The organism is Rhodococcus sp. OAS809 (assembly GCF_040546695.1).
Lineage (GTDB): Bacteria > Actinomycetota > Actinomycetes > Mycobacteriales > Mycobacteriaceae > Rhodococcus_F > Rhodococcus_F qingshengii.
Window position 1 is genome coordinate 3,475,001 of record NZ_JBEPOI010000002.1, and the last position, 14,029, is coordinate 3,489,029.

The 14,029-nt window shown below is 64.3% G+C and carries 14 protein-coding genes and 1 tRNA gene (1 of these 15 only partly in view); 1 reads left to right on the forward strand and 14 read right to left on the reverse strand.

From position 1 onward, the window contains the following. The 7 genes from ABIE52_RS19265 to cspE all read right to left on the reverse strand — a co-directional run. On the reverse strand, positions 1-408 hold the 5' portion of the coding sequence (locus ABIE52_RS19265; protein WP_192712910.1) for a DUF2752 domain-containing protein. It extends 15 nt beyond the left edge of the window; only the first 408 of its 423 coding nucleotides appear in the window; the start codon lies at positions 406-408; its stop codon lies off the left edge, out of view. 30 nt (positions 409-438) lie between these two features. Beyond that, on the reverse strand, positions 439-1,008 hold the full coding sequence (locus tag ABIE52_RS19270) for an RDD family protein (protein ID WP_064443039.1): 570 nt from the start codon (positions 1,006-1,008) through the stop codon (positions 439-441). A gap of 121 nt (positions 1,009-1,129) precedes the next feature. Beyond that, a tRNA-Thr gene (locus ABIE52_RS19275) sits at positions 1,130-1,202 on the reverse strand. A 30-nt stretch (positions 1,203-1,232) separates the two neighbouring features. After that, on the reverse strand, positions 1,233-2,462 hold the full coding sequence (locus ABIE52_RS19280; protein WP_019746652.1) for a DNA polymerase III subunit delta': 1,230 nt from the start codon (positions 2,460-2,462) through the stop codon (positions 1,233-1,235). A gap of 33 nt (positions 2,463-2,495) precedes the next feature. Next, positions 2,496-5,432 (reverse strand): type I DNA topoisomerase, encoded by a 2,937-nt coding sequence (gene topA / locus ABIE52_RS19285; protein WP_003946104.1) that lies wholly within the window; start codon positions 5,430-5,432, stop codon positions 2,496-2,498. A 169-nt stretch (positions 5,433-5,601) separates the two neighbouring features. Continuing rightward, positions 5,602-6,186: a hypothetical protein gene (locus ABIE52_RS19290; protein WP_003946106.1), complete on the reverse strand. Its 585-nt coding sequence runs from the start codon at positions 6,184-6,186 to the stop codon at positions 5,602-5,604. A 185-nt stretch (positions 6,187-6,371) separates the two neighbouring features. Continuing rightward, positions 6,372-6,575 (reverse strand): transcription antiterminator/RNA stability regulator CspE, encoded by a 204-nt coding sequence (gene cspE, locus ABIE52_RS19295; RefSeq protein ID WP_003946117.1) that lies wholly within the window; start codon positions 6,573-6,575, stop codon positions 6,372-6,374. 456 nt (positions 6,576-7,031) lie between these two features. On the opposite strand from cspE, the gene ABIE52_RS19300 reads away from it, so the two are divergent. Then, complete coding sequence (locus ABIE52_RS19300) at positions 7,032-9,320, forward strand: DEAD/DEAH box helicase (RefSeq protein ID WP_192712915.1); 2,289 nt, start codon at positions 7,032-7,034, stop codon at positions 9,318-9,320. On the opposite strand, the gene ABIE52_RS19305 is transcribed toward ABIE52_RS19300, so the two are convergent. The 7 genes from ABIE52_RS19305 to ssd all read right to left on the reverse strand — a co-directional run bounded on the left by ABIE52_RS19305 (position 9,313) and on the right by ssd (position 13,926). Beyond that, positions 9,313-9,663, reverse strand: coding sequence for an Rv3654c family TadE-like protein (locus tag ABIE52_RS19305; RefSeq protein ID WP_050655289.1), 351 nt, complete (start codon positions 9,661-9,663; stop codon positions 9,313-9,315). The genes ABIE52_RS19300 and ABIE52_RS19305 overlap by 8 nt on opposite strands. Next, a complete protein-coding gene (locus ABIE52_RS19310; protein ID WP_050655290.1) occupies positions 9,660-10,019 on the reverse strand; it encodes a TadE family type IV pilus minor pilin in 360 nt (119 codons plus the stop codon). Before ABIE52_RS19310 ends, ABIE52_RS19305 begins: the two co-directional genes overlap by 4 nt. Beyond that, a complete protein-coding gene (locus ABIE52_RS19315; RefSeq protein WP_007732448.1) occupies positions 10,019-10,222 on the reverse strand; it encodes a DUF4244 domain-containing protein in 204 nt (67 codons plus the stop codon). Before ABIE52_RS19315 ends, ABIE52_RS19310 begins: the two co-directional genes overlap by 1 nt. 65 nt (positions 10,223-10,287) lie before the next feature. After that, positions 10,288-10,872, reverse strand: a complete 585-nt coding sequence (locus tag ABIE52_RS19320; RefSeq protein WP_050655291.1) for a type II secretion system F family protein — start codon at positions 10,870-10,872, stop codon at positions 10,288-10,290. Next, positions 10,869-11,657: a type II secretion system F family protein gene (locus tag ABIE52_RS19325; protein WP_050655292.1), complete on the reverse strand. Its 789-nt coding sequence runs from the start codon at positions 11,655-11,657 to the stop codon at positions 10,869-10,871. Before ABIE52_RS19325 ends, ABIE52_RS19320 begins: the two co-directional genes overlap by 4 nt. Beyond that, on the reverse strand, positions 11,654-12,835 hold the full coding sequence (locus ABIE52_RS19330; RefSeq protein ID WP_042446712.1) for a TadA family conjugal transfer-associated ATPase: 1,182 nt from the start codon (positions 12,833-12,835) through the stop codon (positions 11,654-11,656). Before ABIE52_RS19330 ends, ABIE52_RS19325 begins: the two co-directional genes overlap by 4 nt. Beyond that, complete coding sequence (ssd, locus tag ABIE52_RS19335) at positions 12,832-13,926, reverse strand: septum site-determining protein Ssd (protein ID WP_003946126.1); 1,095 nt, start codon at positions 13,924-13,926, stop codon at positions 12,832-12,834. Before ssd ends, ABIE52_RS19330 begins: the two co-directional genes overlap by 4 nt. Positions 13,927-14,029 lie beyond the last annotated feature (103 nt).

A 14,029-nucleotide genomic window follows, 5' to 3' on the forward strand; every position in this document is an offset into this window, starting at 1 on the left:
CCAGCTCCCCCACGGGGTGTTTCGAACAACCGTAAATGCAACGAGAACTCCGAGCACCACGATCGTCACAGTCGGCCGAAGCACGATCATGCGATCCCGCGTGCCTTTCCAACTGCGCACTGTCCAACCGATCCACGCGATCACCAACACCGCGATAAACGGCACGATCAAGGCATTGCTGGACACTGCGGCGCCAATATCCAGATTAGTCAGGTCATTGACCGCACGAAGGCCACCACACGCCGGACACCACAATCCCGTCAACGCGTACATCGGACAAACGCCGTAACTACCCGCGCTGTGGGGATCACGGAAGTGGAGTACCGCGGCGGCCGTCACGGCCACTGCAGCAACACCGACGGGTGCGGCCAGCGAGCGTCGTCGACTTGTGACCGCTTCCAACTCCATGGCACCCACTGTAAGAGACCCCGGCCGCGACTAGCGGGCGCGAACGACTACCGACCGGACCACCATGTCGTGCCAGCACTGGTGCTTCGAGTCCCAGAGCGGCCAGAGATAGTTGAGGAAGCATGCCCCACCCAGGATCGCCATCATGATCCAACGAAGCAGCGCCATCACCGGGCCGAGCGGTACACCGTCGGACTCCCGAATCACCGAAATTCCCAGCCACTTCTTGCCGAGCGTCTGTCCGGTGTTCCCTTGTCTGAAGACGAGGTTCCATACCTCGATCAAGAAGATCGCCAGTATGCCGACGACCATGAGGATCACGCCGACCGGATTGCCGCCTTCAGCGCTCACGCTGCCGTCGTCGTATGTGGTCACTTCGGATCCGGAGAACGCGATCACCGCCCCGATGATCGCGAGGATGACGCCCGGGAGCGGAACGACAAAGCCGTCGAGGATTGACGCGAACACCCGCGAGATCCAGCTTGCGTACGGATAGGCGGGCGTCGGCGGCTGATAACCCTGCGGCGGCATCGGCGGCATCTGCCCGTACGGCGGCTGATTCTGCGATGGTTGGCCTGGTCCCCAGTTCTGATCCGACATCGAGGTCTCCCCTGTTCAGGCACGTGTTCGCCGAACTCAGGATAAACCGCACATACGCAAGAATTGGGAACTAACGAGAAGAGCCCCACATCCGGATTTCCGGGTGTGGGGCTCTTGGCTGAGCTGCCTGAGAGAATCGAACTCTCGACCTTTTCATTACGAGTGAAATGCTCTACCGACTGAGCTAAGGCAGCGTGCCTTTCGGCGGTGGCGAGTCTATCTGGTCAACCCCCGGATCGCGAAAACGGGGGTCGGAAAGCGGCTCCGATGGAGGCAACCATCGCATCGAGCGCCCACTGCAACTTGACGTTGAAGTCGACGGCCTCGCGGCATTCGAGCACCGCTTCGATGCATTTGAGCAACCCCTCCGGGGACGTTCGTGCAGCCAACTCGGCGGCCTGCCGAGCCATGTCGGGATGGGTCGCCGTCGACGTCGACCCCAGCGAATAGGAAAGCGCGTCCCGGTACATGCCGGCCAGGTCGATCAGCGTCCGGTCGAGAAGATCGCGGCGGGCCCGGGTGTCGCGCGATTTCTGACGCGCTTCGAGGTCCTTGATCAGACCAGCCGATCCGCGCAGAGTCCCGGCTGTTCCCTTGCCGGTTCCACCACCACCCAAGGAAACCTTGAGCTCCTCGAGCTCCTGTTCCTTGAGTTCGGCGTAGAACGCCTTGGTGTCAGCCTCGATCGACTTCACCAAGTTCTCTGCGGCCTTGTACGCCGTCGAAGCCCCGATCGCGTCGGCGGCTAGTCGAAGCGAACGCTGACGCTCGTCGCGCGCGCTCTCGTCGGTGGCGAGACGCCGAGCCCGGCCGACATGTCCGCCGCTGATCGATGCGGCGATTCTCGCCCGTTCCGGATCCAGCCCGTCGCGGTCGATCAGTACCTGGGCGATCGATTCGACGGACGGCGTCACCAACGGCATGTGCCTACACCGCGATCGGAGGGTGACAGACATGTCTTCCGGATCGGTCGTCGGCGCGCAGAGCAGGATGACCGTGCGGTCCGGCGGCTCCTCGACAACCTTCAGGAGGGCGTTGGCTGCGCCTTCGGTCAAACGATCGGCATCCTCGACCACGATCACCTGCCACCGCCCCGTCGTCGGTCGACGCGAAGCGATGTTGACTATCTCGCGCATGCCTTTGACGCTGATGCTCAGGCCGTCGGGGATGATCCGTCGTACGTCACCGTGGGTTCCACCCATCGTCGTCGTACACGCATGACACTCACCGCACCCTGGTGCACCGTCGGAGGTGCACTGCAGGGCAGCGGCGAAGCAGAGAGCAGCCACCGAACGACCTGAGCCGGGTGGCCCGGTGAAGAGCCACGCGTGGGTCATCTCCGAGCCGCTGGAATCGCCACGAGCCGACAGTGCAGCATCACGCAGGCTCTGCTCGACGTCGTGCTGACCCACCAGCCGACCGAACACACCTCGTTCGGCCACTTCAGTACTCATGCAAAAACCCTAACCGTCGGCACCGACGAAGCCTTACGAGTCCTTCTTCGCCGGAGCCTTCTTGGCGGCGGCCTTCTTTGCCGGGGCCTTCTTTGCGGCTGTTTTCTTGGCAGCGGCCTTCTTTGCCGGAGCCTTCTTGGCCGCTGCCTTCTTCTTGACCGGGCCGCGCGCACGACGATCAGCCAGCAACTCCGATGCACGAGCATCGGAAATGGATTCGACGTCGTCGTCCTTGCGAAGGCTGGCGTTGGTCTCGCCGTCGGTGACGTACGGACCGAAACGGCCGTCCTTGATCACCATCGGCTTCTCGCTGACCGGATCGACGCCCAACTCACGCAACGGAGGCGTTGCAGACGCCTGACGCCCACGACGCTTCGGCTCGGCGTAGATCTTGAGCGCCTCGTCGAGCGTGACGGTGAACATCTGCTCTTCGTTGGCGAGCGAGCGTGAGTCCGTGCCCTTCTTCAGGTACGGACCGTAACGGCCGTTCTGCGCGGTGATCTCTTCCTTCGATTCGGGGTCGACACCCACGACGCGCGGAAGCGACAGCAGACGCAGCGCATCTTCCAAGGTGATCGTCGCCAAATCCATGGACTTGAGCAGCGATCCGGTCCGAGGCTTCGGGCCCGCGACCTTCTTGGCAGCCTTCTTCGCAGGCGCCTTCTTGGCAGCGGCCTTCTTCACCGCAGTCTTGGTGCTGCCCGAACTGATTTCTTCCGGCTCGGGAGCGGTGACGGGAACGATGTCCGGTTCCGGCTCGGCCGGCGGTTCGGGCAGGATCTCGGTCACGTAGGGACCGAAGCGGCCTTCCTTCGCGACGATCTCGTGGCCCGTCAGTGGGTCGACGCCCAGCTTGCGGCCCTCTTGAGGTGTCGAGAACAACTTCTCGGCGTACTCGGGAGTGAGCTCGTCCGGTGGCAGGTCATCGGGAAGATTTGCCCGCTGCGAGATCAGATCGCCTTCGGGATCGTCCGGATTCTGAACCATGCGCTCGAGATACGGCCCGAACCGGCCGACGCGCACATGAACCTCGCGGCCCTCGGCGTCGTCGAAGAGACGAATGGAGTTGACCTCGCGAGCGTCGATCTCCTCCAGGTTGACTCCGACCATCTTCTTCAGCCCGCCCTCGCGGGCGACCGAACCTTCGGCGCCTGTCTCGCCGCCGAAGTAGAAGCTGCTCAGCCAGTTGCCGCGCTGCTCACGGCCGCCGGCGATCGCGTCGAGATCGTCTTCCATTCCTGCCGTGAAGTCGAAGTCGACCAGCCGGCCGAAGTGCACCTCGAGCAGTCCGATGACGGCAAACGCCACCCAGGACGGAACCAGCGCGCTGCCACGTTTGTAGACGTATCCGCGATCGAGGATGGTCTTGATGATCGACGAGTAGGTCGAAGGACGGCCGATGCCGAGTTCTTCGAGCGTCTTGATCAGGCTGGCTTCTGTGTAGCGAGCGGGCGGGTTGGTGCTGTGCCCGTCCGGATCGAGCTTGGTGGCCGTGACTTCCTGGCCCTTGACCAGTACCGGAAGCCTGGATTCGGCGTCGTCGGACTGACCGCCGGCTTCTTCGTCGACACTTTCGACGTAAGCCTTGAGGAAGCCGGCGAACACGATGGTGCGACCCGAAGCGGAGAACGTGCAGTCCTCGCCGGTGCCTGCCGTGCCGGAGATGCGAAGCGTCAACGTCGTACCGCGGGCGTCGGCCATCTGCGAAGCGACGGTCCGCTGCCAGATCAGTTCGTACAGCTTGAACTCGTCGGAATCGAGCTTGGAGTGCAGCTGACCCGGGGTCTGGAACACGTCGCCGGCGGGGCGGATCGCCTCGTGGGCTTCCTGCGCGTTCTTGACCTTGCGGGTGTACTGACGCGGCGTCGGATGCACGTATTCCGGACCGTACAACTCGGTGGCCTGCGCACGAGCGGCAGCGATCGCCGACTCCGAGAGAGTCGTCGAGTCGGTACGCATGTAGGTGATGTAGCCGTTTTCGTACAGACGCTGTGCGATGCGCATTGCACGCTCGGACGTGAAACGAAGTTTGCGTCCGGCTTCCTGCTGGAGCGTCGACGTCATGAACGGCGGGTAAGGCTTGCGCGTGTACGGCTTGTCCTCGGCGGAGGAAACCGTGAGGTCGACGCCCTGCAACGCTTCCGCGAGACGACGCGCGTACGCCTCGTCGAGCACGGTGACCGCGCTGCCCTTGAGCTTTCCGTCAGCTCCGAAATCGCGACCGGAGGCGACACGCGAACCGTCGACGGAGACCAGGCGCGCACCGAAACTACGCGGGCTGGCCTCTGCACCGGCGTCGAGCGTCGCGGAAATATCCCAGTACGACGCCGACTTGAACGCCATCCGCTCGCGTTCACGCTGGACGATGACGCGAGTGGCCACCGACTGGACGCGGCCGGCCGAGAGCTTCGGCATGACCTTCTTCCAGAGAACCGGGCTGACCTCGTAACCGTAGAGACGGTCGAGGATGCGGCGGGTTTCCTGAGCATCGACGAGGTCGGTGTCGAGTTCGCGGGTGTCTTCGGCGGCAGCACGGATTGCCGGCTCGGTGATCTCGTGGAAGACCATTCGACGAACCGGAATCTTGGGCTTGAGAGTCTCGAGGAGATGCCAGGCGATTGCCTCGCCCTCGCGGTCGGGGTCAGTTGCGAGGAAGAGCTCGTCGGCGTCCTTTAACAGAGACTTGAGTTCGGCGACCTTGCCCTTCTTTTCCGGGCTCACGACATAGAGCGGCTCGAAGTCGTGATCGACGTTGACGCCGAGACGGGCCCAGGACTCGCCCTTGTACTTGGCCGGAACGTCTGCTGCGCCGCGCGGGAGGTCGCGAATGTGACCGACCGATGCCTCGACGACGTAGTCCTTACCGAGGTAGGGAGCGATTTTGCGCGCCTTGGTCGGTGACTCGACGATCACGAGGCGACGAGGGTTACCGGACGCTCCCTGACCGCTGCCGTTGTCCGCTTTAGCCACCTGCTGCCCGAGCCTTCCTTTGGACGTTCACTGCCGTCGGCAGATCTTCAGAACTAGACGTGTGGAGCAAGTTATACCCCGTGTCTCTCTTTACAGAGTGACATACCCGCAAGACATTCGTGCAGATCAGTACAGTATGGGCTCCGTCGGACACGCGGCATGAGCACTGTCAGACGTGTGGCCAGGCGACAGAGGTGTCGACGTGTTTCGGCGCCTCACCGAGGTATTCGACGAGCTTTGTCAGTCTCTTCTTTCCCGACACACGGAGCCCCGGGCCCGGTGTCCGGTTACCCAGTTGAGTCGGCGCGATACCAACCCGCATCAAGGCCTGAGCCAGCGGTGCGTGCGTCTCCTTGGCATGAGGGTCGAGGCCGAACACGAATCGCTCGCCGCCTTCTTCGAGCCTGCCGGCCGCGACGGCCCACACCCGGAGTTGGCGGGAGTTCGGTACCCAACCGACCGGCACCGCCTTCACAGCTCCCTTGGTCCACTGCACGGACAGCGGAAGGAGTGCGGGCGTCGACTGAGTTCGGACGAGTGGGCTGCCTTCTTCGCTACGCGTCACCTCGGCCCCGAGTCCGCACTGCGCGATCAACTCGGCAACGGCCTGTGCTCTCCAGTCCCGATCCACGACGATCGAGATCCGCGCGCGATCCTCCGAGGTCACGACCTGCCCCGGTCCGGCCAGCATTCCGGCAAGGTCCGTCACGGCAGGTGGAATCGACTCGGCAGAGAAAAAGGACAGTTGGCTCACAGAGTGAAACGTAAGCCACGAAGGTATCGACGGCATAGACGACCGGCCGTGGCCGAACAGCTGCGTGCATTCACCTCGGACAGGGAAAGTACTAACTCAGCCCGAAAAGATTTGTCCCCCACCGCACGGATGCGATGGGGGACAAATACTGTCCGAACTATTCGCTCAGCGAGTGAGCGGAAAAATCAGACCGCGCGAACGCCGGTAGCCTGGGGACCCTTGGTGCCCTGGCCGACCTCGAACTCCACACGCTGGTTCTCCTCGAGGGTACGGAAGCCGTTGCCCTGAATTTCGGAGTAGTGAACGAAGACGTCTGCGGAACCGTCTTCGGGAGCGATGAAGCCGAAGCCCTTTTCAGCGTTGAACCACTTCACAGTGCCCTGTGCCATGCTTTTCCTTCTCTTTCTAACACCGGATTCGGTGAACAGCCCTTACAGTCCACCGGGCCGGTTCCGACCGCTGTACGTCTTTATTTCCCCCTCAGGAAAGGCAGAGCACCGCGCCCGCAACAACGATCCTGCGAGCGTGCACTTTCTCAAGCCTACGAACACAGAAGCTGCGACCGATTGTCAGTCAACCATGTTCTCCGCGTGCACAACAGTCGAAAAGGGAACTAAAAACGTTAAAAGTTCGCTACGAGAAAAACAGCCCACGATCGTGGTTTCCCGCGCGCGCGCCGAGCACCCGGTTCCACCAAGACCGCCGACCGTTGCGTATCATCAAAACTGCAGGTAGCGACAGTTTCCGATTGCCGCCACACCCCAACGCCGAGCCCGGAGAGTCACGTGAACGCACCTTCCCCGATCCCCGCCCCGGGAGGGAAGCCTGGCGAGACCTACGGGCAGATGCTGCTCGATCGGGTCGTCGCCGGGGTCAGTGGAAGCGAAAAACCACTGATGTTCACCGCGCAGTTACCTGCTCGCGTAGCCGAGTTCACCGAATGGCCGGAGTGGGTGCACCCCAGCGTCGTACGTGCGCTCGCCGAGCACAGCGTGCGGTCCCCGTGGATCCACCAGAGTGAGGCCGCCGACCTCGCTCACGAGGGAAAACACGTGGTCGTGGCCACCGGTACGGCGTCGGGTAAGTCACTGGCGTACCAACTCCCGGTGCTGACGGCCATGGCGACCGATCCGCTCGCAACTGCCCTGTACCTCTCCCCCACCAAAGCGCTGGGCTCGGATCAACTGCGAGCAGTGCTGTCCCTCACCGACTTCGACGTCGAACTTCGCAGCACGAACGCCAGTGCGTACGACGGCGACACCTCGCAGGAACTCCGCACTTGGGCACGTGAGAACTCACGCTGGCTCTTCACCAACCCCGACATGATCCACATTTCTCTGCTCAGAACCCATCAGCGATGGGCACACTTCTTCCGCAACCTGAAATACGTGATCATCGACGAATGCCACTCCTACAGGGGAGTCTTCGGATCCAACGTCGCGCTCGTGATCCGGCGATTACGCAGAATTGCAGCCCGTTACGGCGCCGAACCCACCTTCATCCTGGCCAGCGCGACCACAGCAGATCCCGGCGCGGCGGCCTCGCGGCTCATAGGCGCACACTGCACCGAGGTCACGGAAGACGGATCGCCGCACGGCCCACGCACCGTCGCCCTGTGGGAACCACCGCTACTGGAGGCATTGACCGGCGAAAACGGTAGCCCGGTACGACGTCCCGCGGGCGCGGAAGCCGCGCGGATCATGGCCGACCTCATGATCGAAGGCGCCCGCACTCTCACCTTCGTCCGCTCCCGCCGCGGCGCCGAGCTGACCGCGATGGCCACCAAACGTCTACTCGCCGAGGTGGACCCGGACCTCGCCGAGCGAGTCGCGTCGTATCGCGCCGGATATCTGGCCGAGGACCGTCGCGAACTGGAAGCTGCGCTCGCCGACGGCACGCTGCTGGGCGCAGCCACCACCAACGCGCTGGAGCTCGGCGTCGACATCGCAGGCCTCGACGCCGTTGTCGTGGCAGGCTTCCCGGGGACCGTTGCCTCGTTCTGGCAGCAGGCCGGTCGCTCCGGGCGACGCGGCGAGGGTTCACTCGTCGTGTTGATCGCCCGCGACGATCCACTCGACACCTACCTCGTTCACCATCCGTCAGCGGTACTCGACAAACCCGTCGAGGCGACGGTGACAGATCCCGGAAATCCGTACGTCCTGGGACCACAACTTCTCTGCGCTGCAATGGAACTCCCACTTTCCGATGCCGAGGTGGACGCGTTCGGGGCTCTCGAGGTTCTGACGAGACTGTCCGAGGAAGGCAGGATCCGGCGCCGAAAGCACGGATGGTTCGTCACCGCCGATTCGAACCCCCACGGCTCTTTGGACATTCGCGGCGGCATCGGAACTCAGGTGGCCATTGTCGACGGGGAATCCGGCCGGATGCTGGGCACTGTCGACGCGGGCCGCGCTCCGGCCACAGTTCATCCCGGCGCCGTGCACATCCATCAAGGCGAGACCTACGTCGTCGACGAACTGGACCTCGACGTCGGACTCGCATTGGTACACACCGAGAATCCGGACTGGACCACCTCGGCCCGCGAGACCACCGAAATCACGATCACCGAACAACTCGAGCACAAGAACTACGGCGACATCGCCGTCGCTCTCGTCCAGGTCGAGGTGACACATCAAGTCGTCGGATACCTACGACGGTTGACTTCGGGTGAAGTCCTCGACTCGATCGAACTCGACATGCCCGCACACACTTTGCCCACCAGGGCAGTGATGTACACGGTCACGCCGGAACTCCTCGAATCCATCGGGGTCCCGCCCGAACGGTTCCCCGGATCACTGCATGCCGCCGAACATGCCGCAATCGGCCTGCTGCCACTGGTGGCGATCTGCGACCGCGGAGACATCGGCGGAGTGTCCACCGCGATGCACGCGGACACCGGACTCCCGACCGTCTTCGTCTACGACGGTCATGCCGGCGGCGCCGGGTTCGCCGACCGAGGGCACAGCGAACTGTCCCGATGGCTCACCGCGACGCGCGACGCCATACTGTCCTGCGAATGCGCTCACGGTTGCCCGTCCTGCGTCTATTCACCCAAGTGCGGCAACGGAAACGACCCACTCGACAAAGACGGCGCGGTCAAGGTTCTGACCGCCGTCATCGACACCATCAGCTGACCGGACCCGCACGCGCGTAAGCCTGCGCATCCCCGATCCCGAAGCCCGACAACAACACCGGTGCGCGTATCTCGACCAATACATCCCACCCCTGCACCTCGCACTCCGCGAGCACCGTACGCATCCGCTCCGCGATCACCGCGGACATCTCACACGCCGACTCGTCACCGCCGTCCAAGGCGCCCGCACCGCCGAGAGCCGAAAGATCAGCGGCCGACTGAGCCGTGTGCCGAGCCACCACTGCGGAACCGACATGCAGCATCCCACCGGTCAACATCACGATCGCCGCCAGAACGCAGCACGCCAGAACCGTGGCAACACCTTCGTCGTCACGTAGGTTCACTCCTCCTCCACTCCCGACTCCACAGCTGCCACCGCCTCGGAAGAAATGTCGACCAACGGCAGCAACGCACTCTCGGCGCTGACAACGGCCACCGCAAAGCCGTCGACGATCTCCACCGAGATCGACGCATCTTCGGGTGCGATCCGGCGGGCCGTGGTGACCGCAGACTCACGATCACCACGTGCCACCAACCGCGCGGCCTCACGAGCGGCGTCGACACACCGAACCTGCATCGACACCGCCAGGACTCCACCGACACACAGCACGACCACCGTGACGATCGAAGCCAGAGCAATCGCGGCCTCCACCGTCACGGCGCCGTCGTCGGCTTGCCGAATACCTCTCGTGGACAACATCACACAGCTGTCTTGAGCGCCTTGTCGATGATGCCTGTCAGCGCCGAGACAATGGAGTCGCCAGTGACAACCGTGTACAGGACGGCACCGAATGCGGCAGCCGCAATCGTGCCGATCGCATACTCCGCGGTGGACATGCCGTCGTCCTCGGCAACCAACAGCGCAAATCTGGCCGACACCGTCCTCAACGTCTTCGAAATCATTTCTCCCCCTTCAATCGAAACCTGTGGCAGCACTTCTGCCGCAGGAGCTTTCACTCGGATCCGGCTCACAGCAGGCCGTTACCGAGCACAGTCGTGGCAAGCCCGATCACCACCGGGACGATGCCCAAGGCGATGAACGCCGGCAGGAAACACAGCCCGAGTGGACCGCTGATCAGCACTCCCGCGCGTTCGGCTGCAGCAGCAGCAAGATCCTCGGCGTCACCTCGACTGCGCTCGGCGAGTTCGGCCATGGATGAGGACAGCGACGAACCCGAACGGGCGGAACGCCGAGCCATTCTGGCGAGCGCCTCGGTATCGGGATCGAGAGCGGCTTCGCCCCACGCGGCGTCGGGATCGGCACCGAGCGCCAGAAGGTCGGCGACGCGACGAAGCGAGTCGGCCATCGGTTTCGGTGCCGTCGACGCCATCGCTGTGATCGCGGCGGAGACGGGAAGCCCCGCTCGTAGGCAGGCCCCGAGAAGGTCGAGACTTGCGGCAACTGCGAGTGGATCCGGCTTGTCCGGGACTGGAACCGAATCTTCTGTTGTTGTGTCCGCGAAGAGAATTTCTGCCGCCCTGGCCGAAGCACCGCGACGAGCGGGAATGATCGCGAACGCCAACGCCATCATCGCCACGGATGCCCAACTCACGACGTGACCTTCGCAGTTATCCGGTCGGTCCAGAGCAGACCAGCTGAGACACAAGCGGTTCCGATCACCAGGAGCACGCCGCCGAGCCCACCTCCGAACAGCACGCGCAGCGGCGACGCACCCATCAATTGCCCGAGACCGATCCCCAACAGCGGGAGAAAGGCCAACACCGCCGCGGTCGCCCGAGCGCCCGCCAACCCGGCCTCGGTACGCTGACGAAAGCGTCTACGTCCCAACATGTCCGTCCGGACGGCGCCGAGTAGTTCCGCCAGCGCCAGCCCGTGTTGGTCTGCGACCCGCCAGACGGATCCGATGCGGGAGAACTCACGCTCGATGCACGAATCCGGTACCGCGAAGGCCGCTGCGGCAGAACCACCGAGACGCGCCCTGGCCCCAGCGGACCGGAATACGGCACTCACTTCTCCGGTACATTCCTCGCCTGCAACAGAACTGGCCGCTGCAGGATGCGCGCCGACGCTCAGCTCGGCGATCAGCACCTCCAGACCGGAGAGCAGCATCTTCTGTGAGAGGTCCCGGGTTTCGGCTGCATTCGCGCGTCGGCCACGGAGGATCAGGGTCCCGGCGAGGACGACAGCCGCGCACCCTGCCGGAAGACCTCCGAGGATCCACGCGGCCGAAATCGCGAGAAATGCGGCGACGAACTGCCACGGAATCTGCTGGGAGGGCTTGCGGACACTCGGGGTGTAGGTAGCGAGCCGAGCACGTGAATCCCGCACCGGCGCAATCGAGACCGCCAACGCGAAGGCCAAGAGGGAAACCGTCACGTCCCGACCTCCCGATTGCGAAGCCGGAACATCCGCTCGAGCCGCTCACGACCCGAACCGCCGTCCGGCCACGCCTGCATGATTCGTACATACCCGTCCGCACCGCGGTCGATGACACCGATCTGTTCGAGACGCCTCGATCCGTCAGCCAATCTGTGCACGTGCAGGATCACTTGAACTGCCGCGGCAAGTTGACTGTGCAACGCGTGGCGATCCATCCCGCCGAGCGCCGCCAACGCCTCGAGTCTGGCCGGCACCTCTTCTGGCGAATTGGCGTGAACGGTGCCGGCGCCGCCGTCGTGGCCGGTGTTCATCGCCGTGAGCAGATCCGTCACCTCTGCGCCGCGGACCTCACCGACGACGATGCGATCGGGACGCATTCGTAGTGCCTGCCGAACCAGATCGCGCACCGTCACCTCTCCGACTCCCTCGACGTTGGGAGCTCTGGCGACGAGGCGGACGACGTGCGGATGCGGCGGCGCCAGTTCGGCCGCGTCCTCGACGCAGACGATTCGCTCGCGCGGGTCGACGGCACCGAGCATCGCGGACAACAACGTGGTCTTTCCCGCGCCAGTTCCGCCGATCACCAGAAAAGCCAAGCGACAAGAAATGATGCGATTGAGGAGTTCGCGCGCGTCCGGTTCCACGGCGCCGTGGGCGGACAGCGCGTCGAGACCCTGGGTCGCGGGCCGCAACACTCGCAGTGACACGCAGGTTCCACCCTGGGCCACGGGTGCGAGTACGGCATGAAGTCGTACCCCGAAGTGCCCGTCGCCGACGCCCCGCAGGCGGCCGTCGACCCACGGTTGGGCGTCGTCGAGGCGTCGACCTGCCGACAGTGCCAACCGCTGCGCCAGTCGACGCACGGCTGCCTCGTCGGTGAACCGGACCCCCGACCTTTCGAGGCCGACCCCGCGGTCCACCCAGACCTGATCCGGCGCGGTCACCAGTACATCGGCGACCCCGGGTTCGTGCAGTAGAGGTTCGAGCGGCCCCGCGCCTGTCAGTTCCGTCTGGAGCACCCTGACGACCTCCAACAGATCCGTGTCCGCCAGAACGCCCGAGGACTCAGCTCGCACGGCATCGGCAACGGTGGCCGCCGTCGGCTCGCCGACCGACGACGCCGTCAATCGCTCGCGAACTCGGTCGAGCAGTTCGGCCGTGACCAACGCACTCATGCGGCAGCCCTGCGCGGGCGTGCGCCGGATTCGACGGCGTCGAGTACCGCTGTTGCCGCCACACTCAACGGACAACCGCGGGTCAATTCGAGGCCACCACGCTCGAGCATCGGCGCCAGCGATCGGTGGCCGCGCATCACGGCCGTCAGGGGCAGGCCGAGCATGTCTGCCACATCGGCGCCGCGTAGGCCTCCCGGTGCCGGCCCACGCACGACGAGACCGACGTTGGAGTTGTGTCGCACCACCCAGGCTCCGACCTTCTCGGCCGCGACGCATGCGGCCACGGTGGCCGGAACCACCACGAGCACCGAATCCGACATCTCCAACACGGCCTGACCTACCTCGCTGGGATGACGTGGCACGTCGCAGACCACGAGTCCGCCGGAACTGCGACCTGCGTCCAGCACGGCGCGAACGGCGGTCACTGTCGGACCGTCGATCTCCCGGCGACTGCTCGCCAGAACCCTCAGAAACTTTCCCTTCGCCGGCAGTGCATCGCGCAGCGCATCCGGGGACAACCGCCCGCCCTCGACGGTCAGTGCACCCCAACGTAATCCGGGAGCAGTCTCGATACCCAACAGCACGTCGGCGCCGGAACCGAGTGCGTCGACGTCCACCAACAGCGTCGGGACGTGACGTGCCGCCGACGTCAACGCGACAGCCGCAGCAGTTGCCGAGGCTCCGCCGCCGCCACAACCACCCACCACGCTCACGACGGTGCCGTCACCACTGACGTCTACGTGATCGGCCAGAACTGCGACCAGCGCGTTCTCTTCCTCGGGCAAGGACAGAACGCTGTCGGCTCCGATCGCGGTGGCGCTCTTCCAATCGTCGACGGTCGGTGTGCCGTCGCATACGAGGAACACTCGCGTTCGCTTGGGGGAACGAGCCAGAGCATCTCGCGCCGCCGACGCGTCCAGTACCACCGCCGAGGCCCGGTTCCACTGTTGCCGGGACACGGGATGTTCGGCCTCGTCCAGCCGGCGGTCCACCGCGGCAGCGACGCGTCGCACGCTAGCGAGGATTTTCGCGTCGTCGACGAGAACCAGAATGGGAGCCCCGGTTTCCTGAGAGCTGATCGTCGTGTTCATGACTGCAGAGCCTGAACGAGCACCGGCACCGAAAACAGTGGGCCGAACAACCCTGTGGACAACTGGGAGGTTGGGGAGAAACAGGCCTGAGACAGAGGACGAC

Excerpts from the sequence above, each read along its gene's own strand:
- ABIE52_RS19270 (WP_064443039.1), bottom strand. The coding sequence starts at position 1,008 with ATGTCGGATCAGAACTGGGGACCAGGCCAACCATCGCAGAATCAGCCG.
- ABIE52_RS19280 (WP_019746652.1), bottom strand. The coding sequence starts at position 2,462 with ATGAGTACTGAAGTGGCCGAACGAGGTGTGTTCGGTCGGCTGGTGGGT.
- cspE (WP_003946117.1), bottom strand. The coding sequence starts at position 6,575 with ATGGCACAGGGCACTGTGAAGTGGTTCAACGCTGAAAAGGGCTTCGGC.
- ABIE52_RS19300 (WP_192712915.1), top strand. The coding sequence starts at position 7,032 with ATGCTGCTCGATCGGGTCGTCGCCGGGGTCAGTGGAAGCGAAAAACCA.
- ABIE52_RS19310 (WP_050655290.1), bottom strand. The coding sequence starts at position 10,019 with ATGTTGTCCACGAGAGGTATTCGGCAAGCCGACGACGGCGCCGTGACG.
- ABIE52_RS19315 (WP_007732448.1), bottom strand. The coding sequence starts at position 10,222 with ATGATTTCGAAGACGTTGAGGACGGTGTCGGCCAGATTTGCGCTGTTG.
- ABIE52_RS19330 (WP_042446712.1), bottom strand. The coding sequence starts at position 12,835 with ATGAGTGCGTTGGTCACGGCCGAACTGCTCGACCGAGTTCGCGAGCGA.
- ssd (WP_003946126.1), bottom strand. The coding sequence starts at position 13,926 with ATGAACACGACGATCAGCTCTCAGGAAACCGGGGCTCCCATTCTGGTT.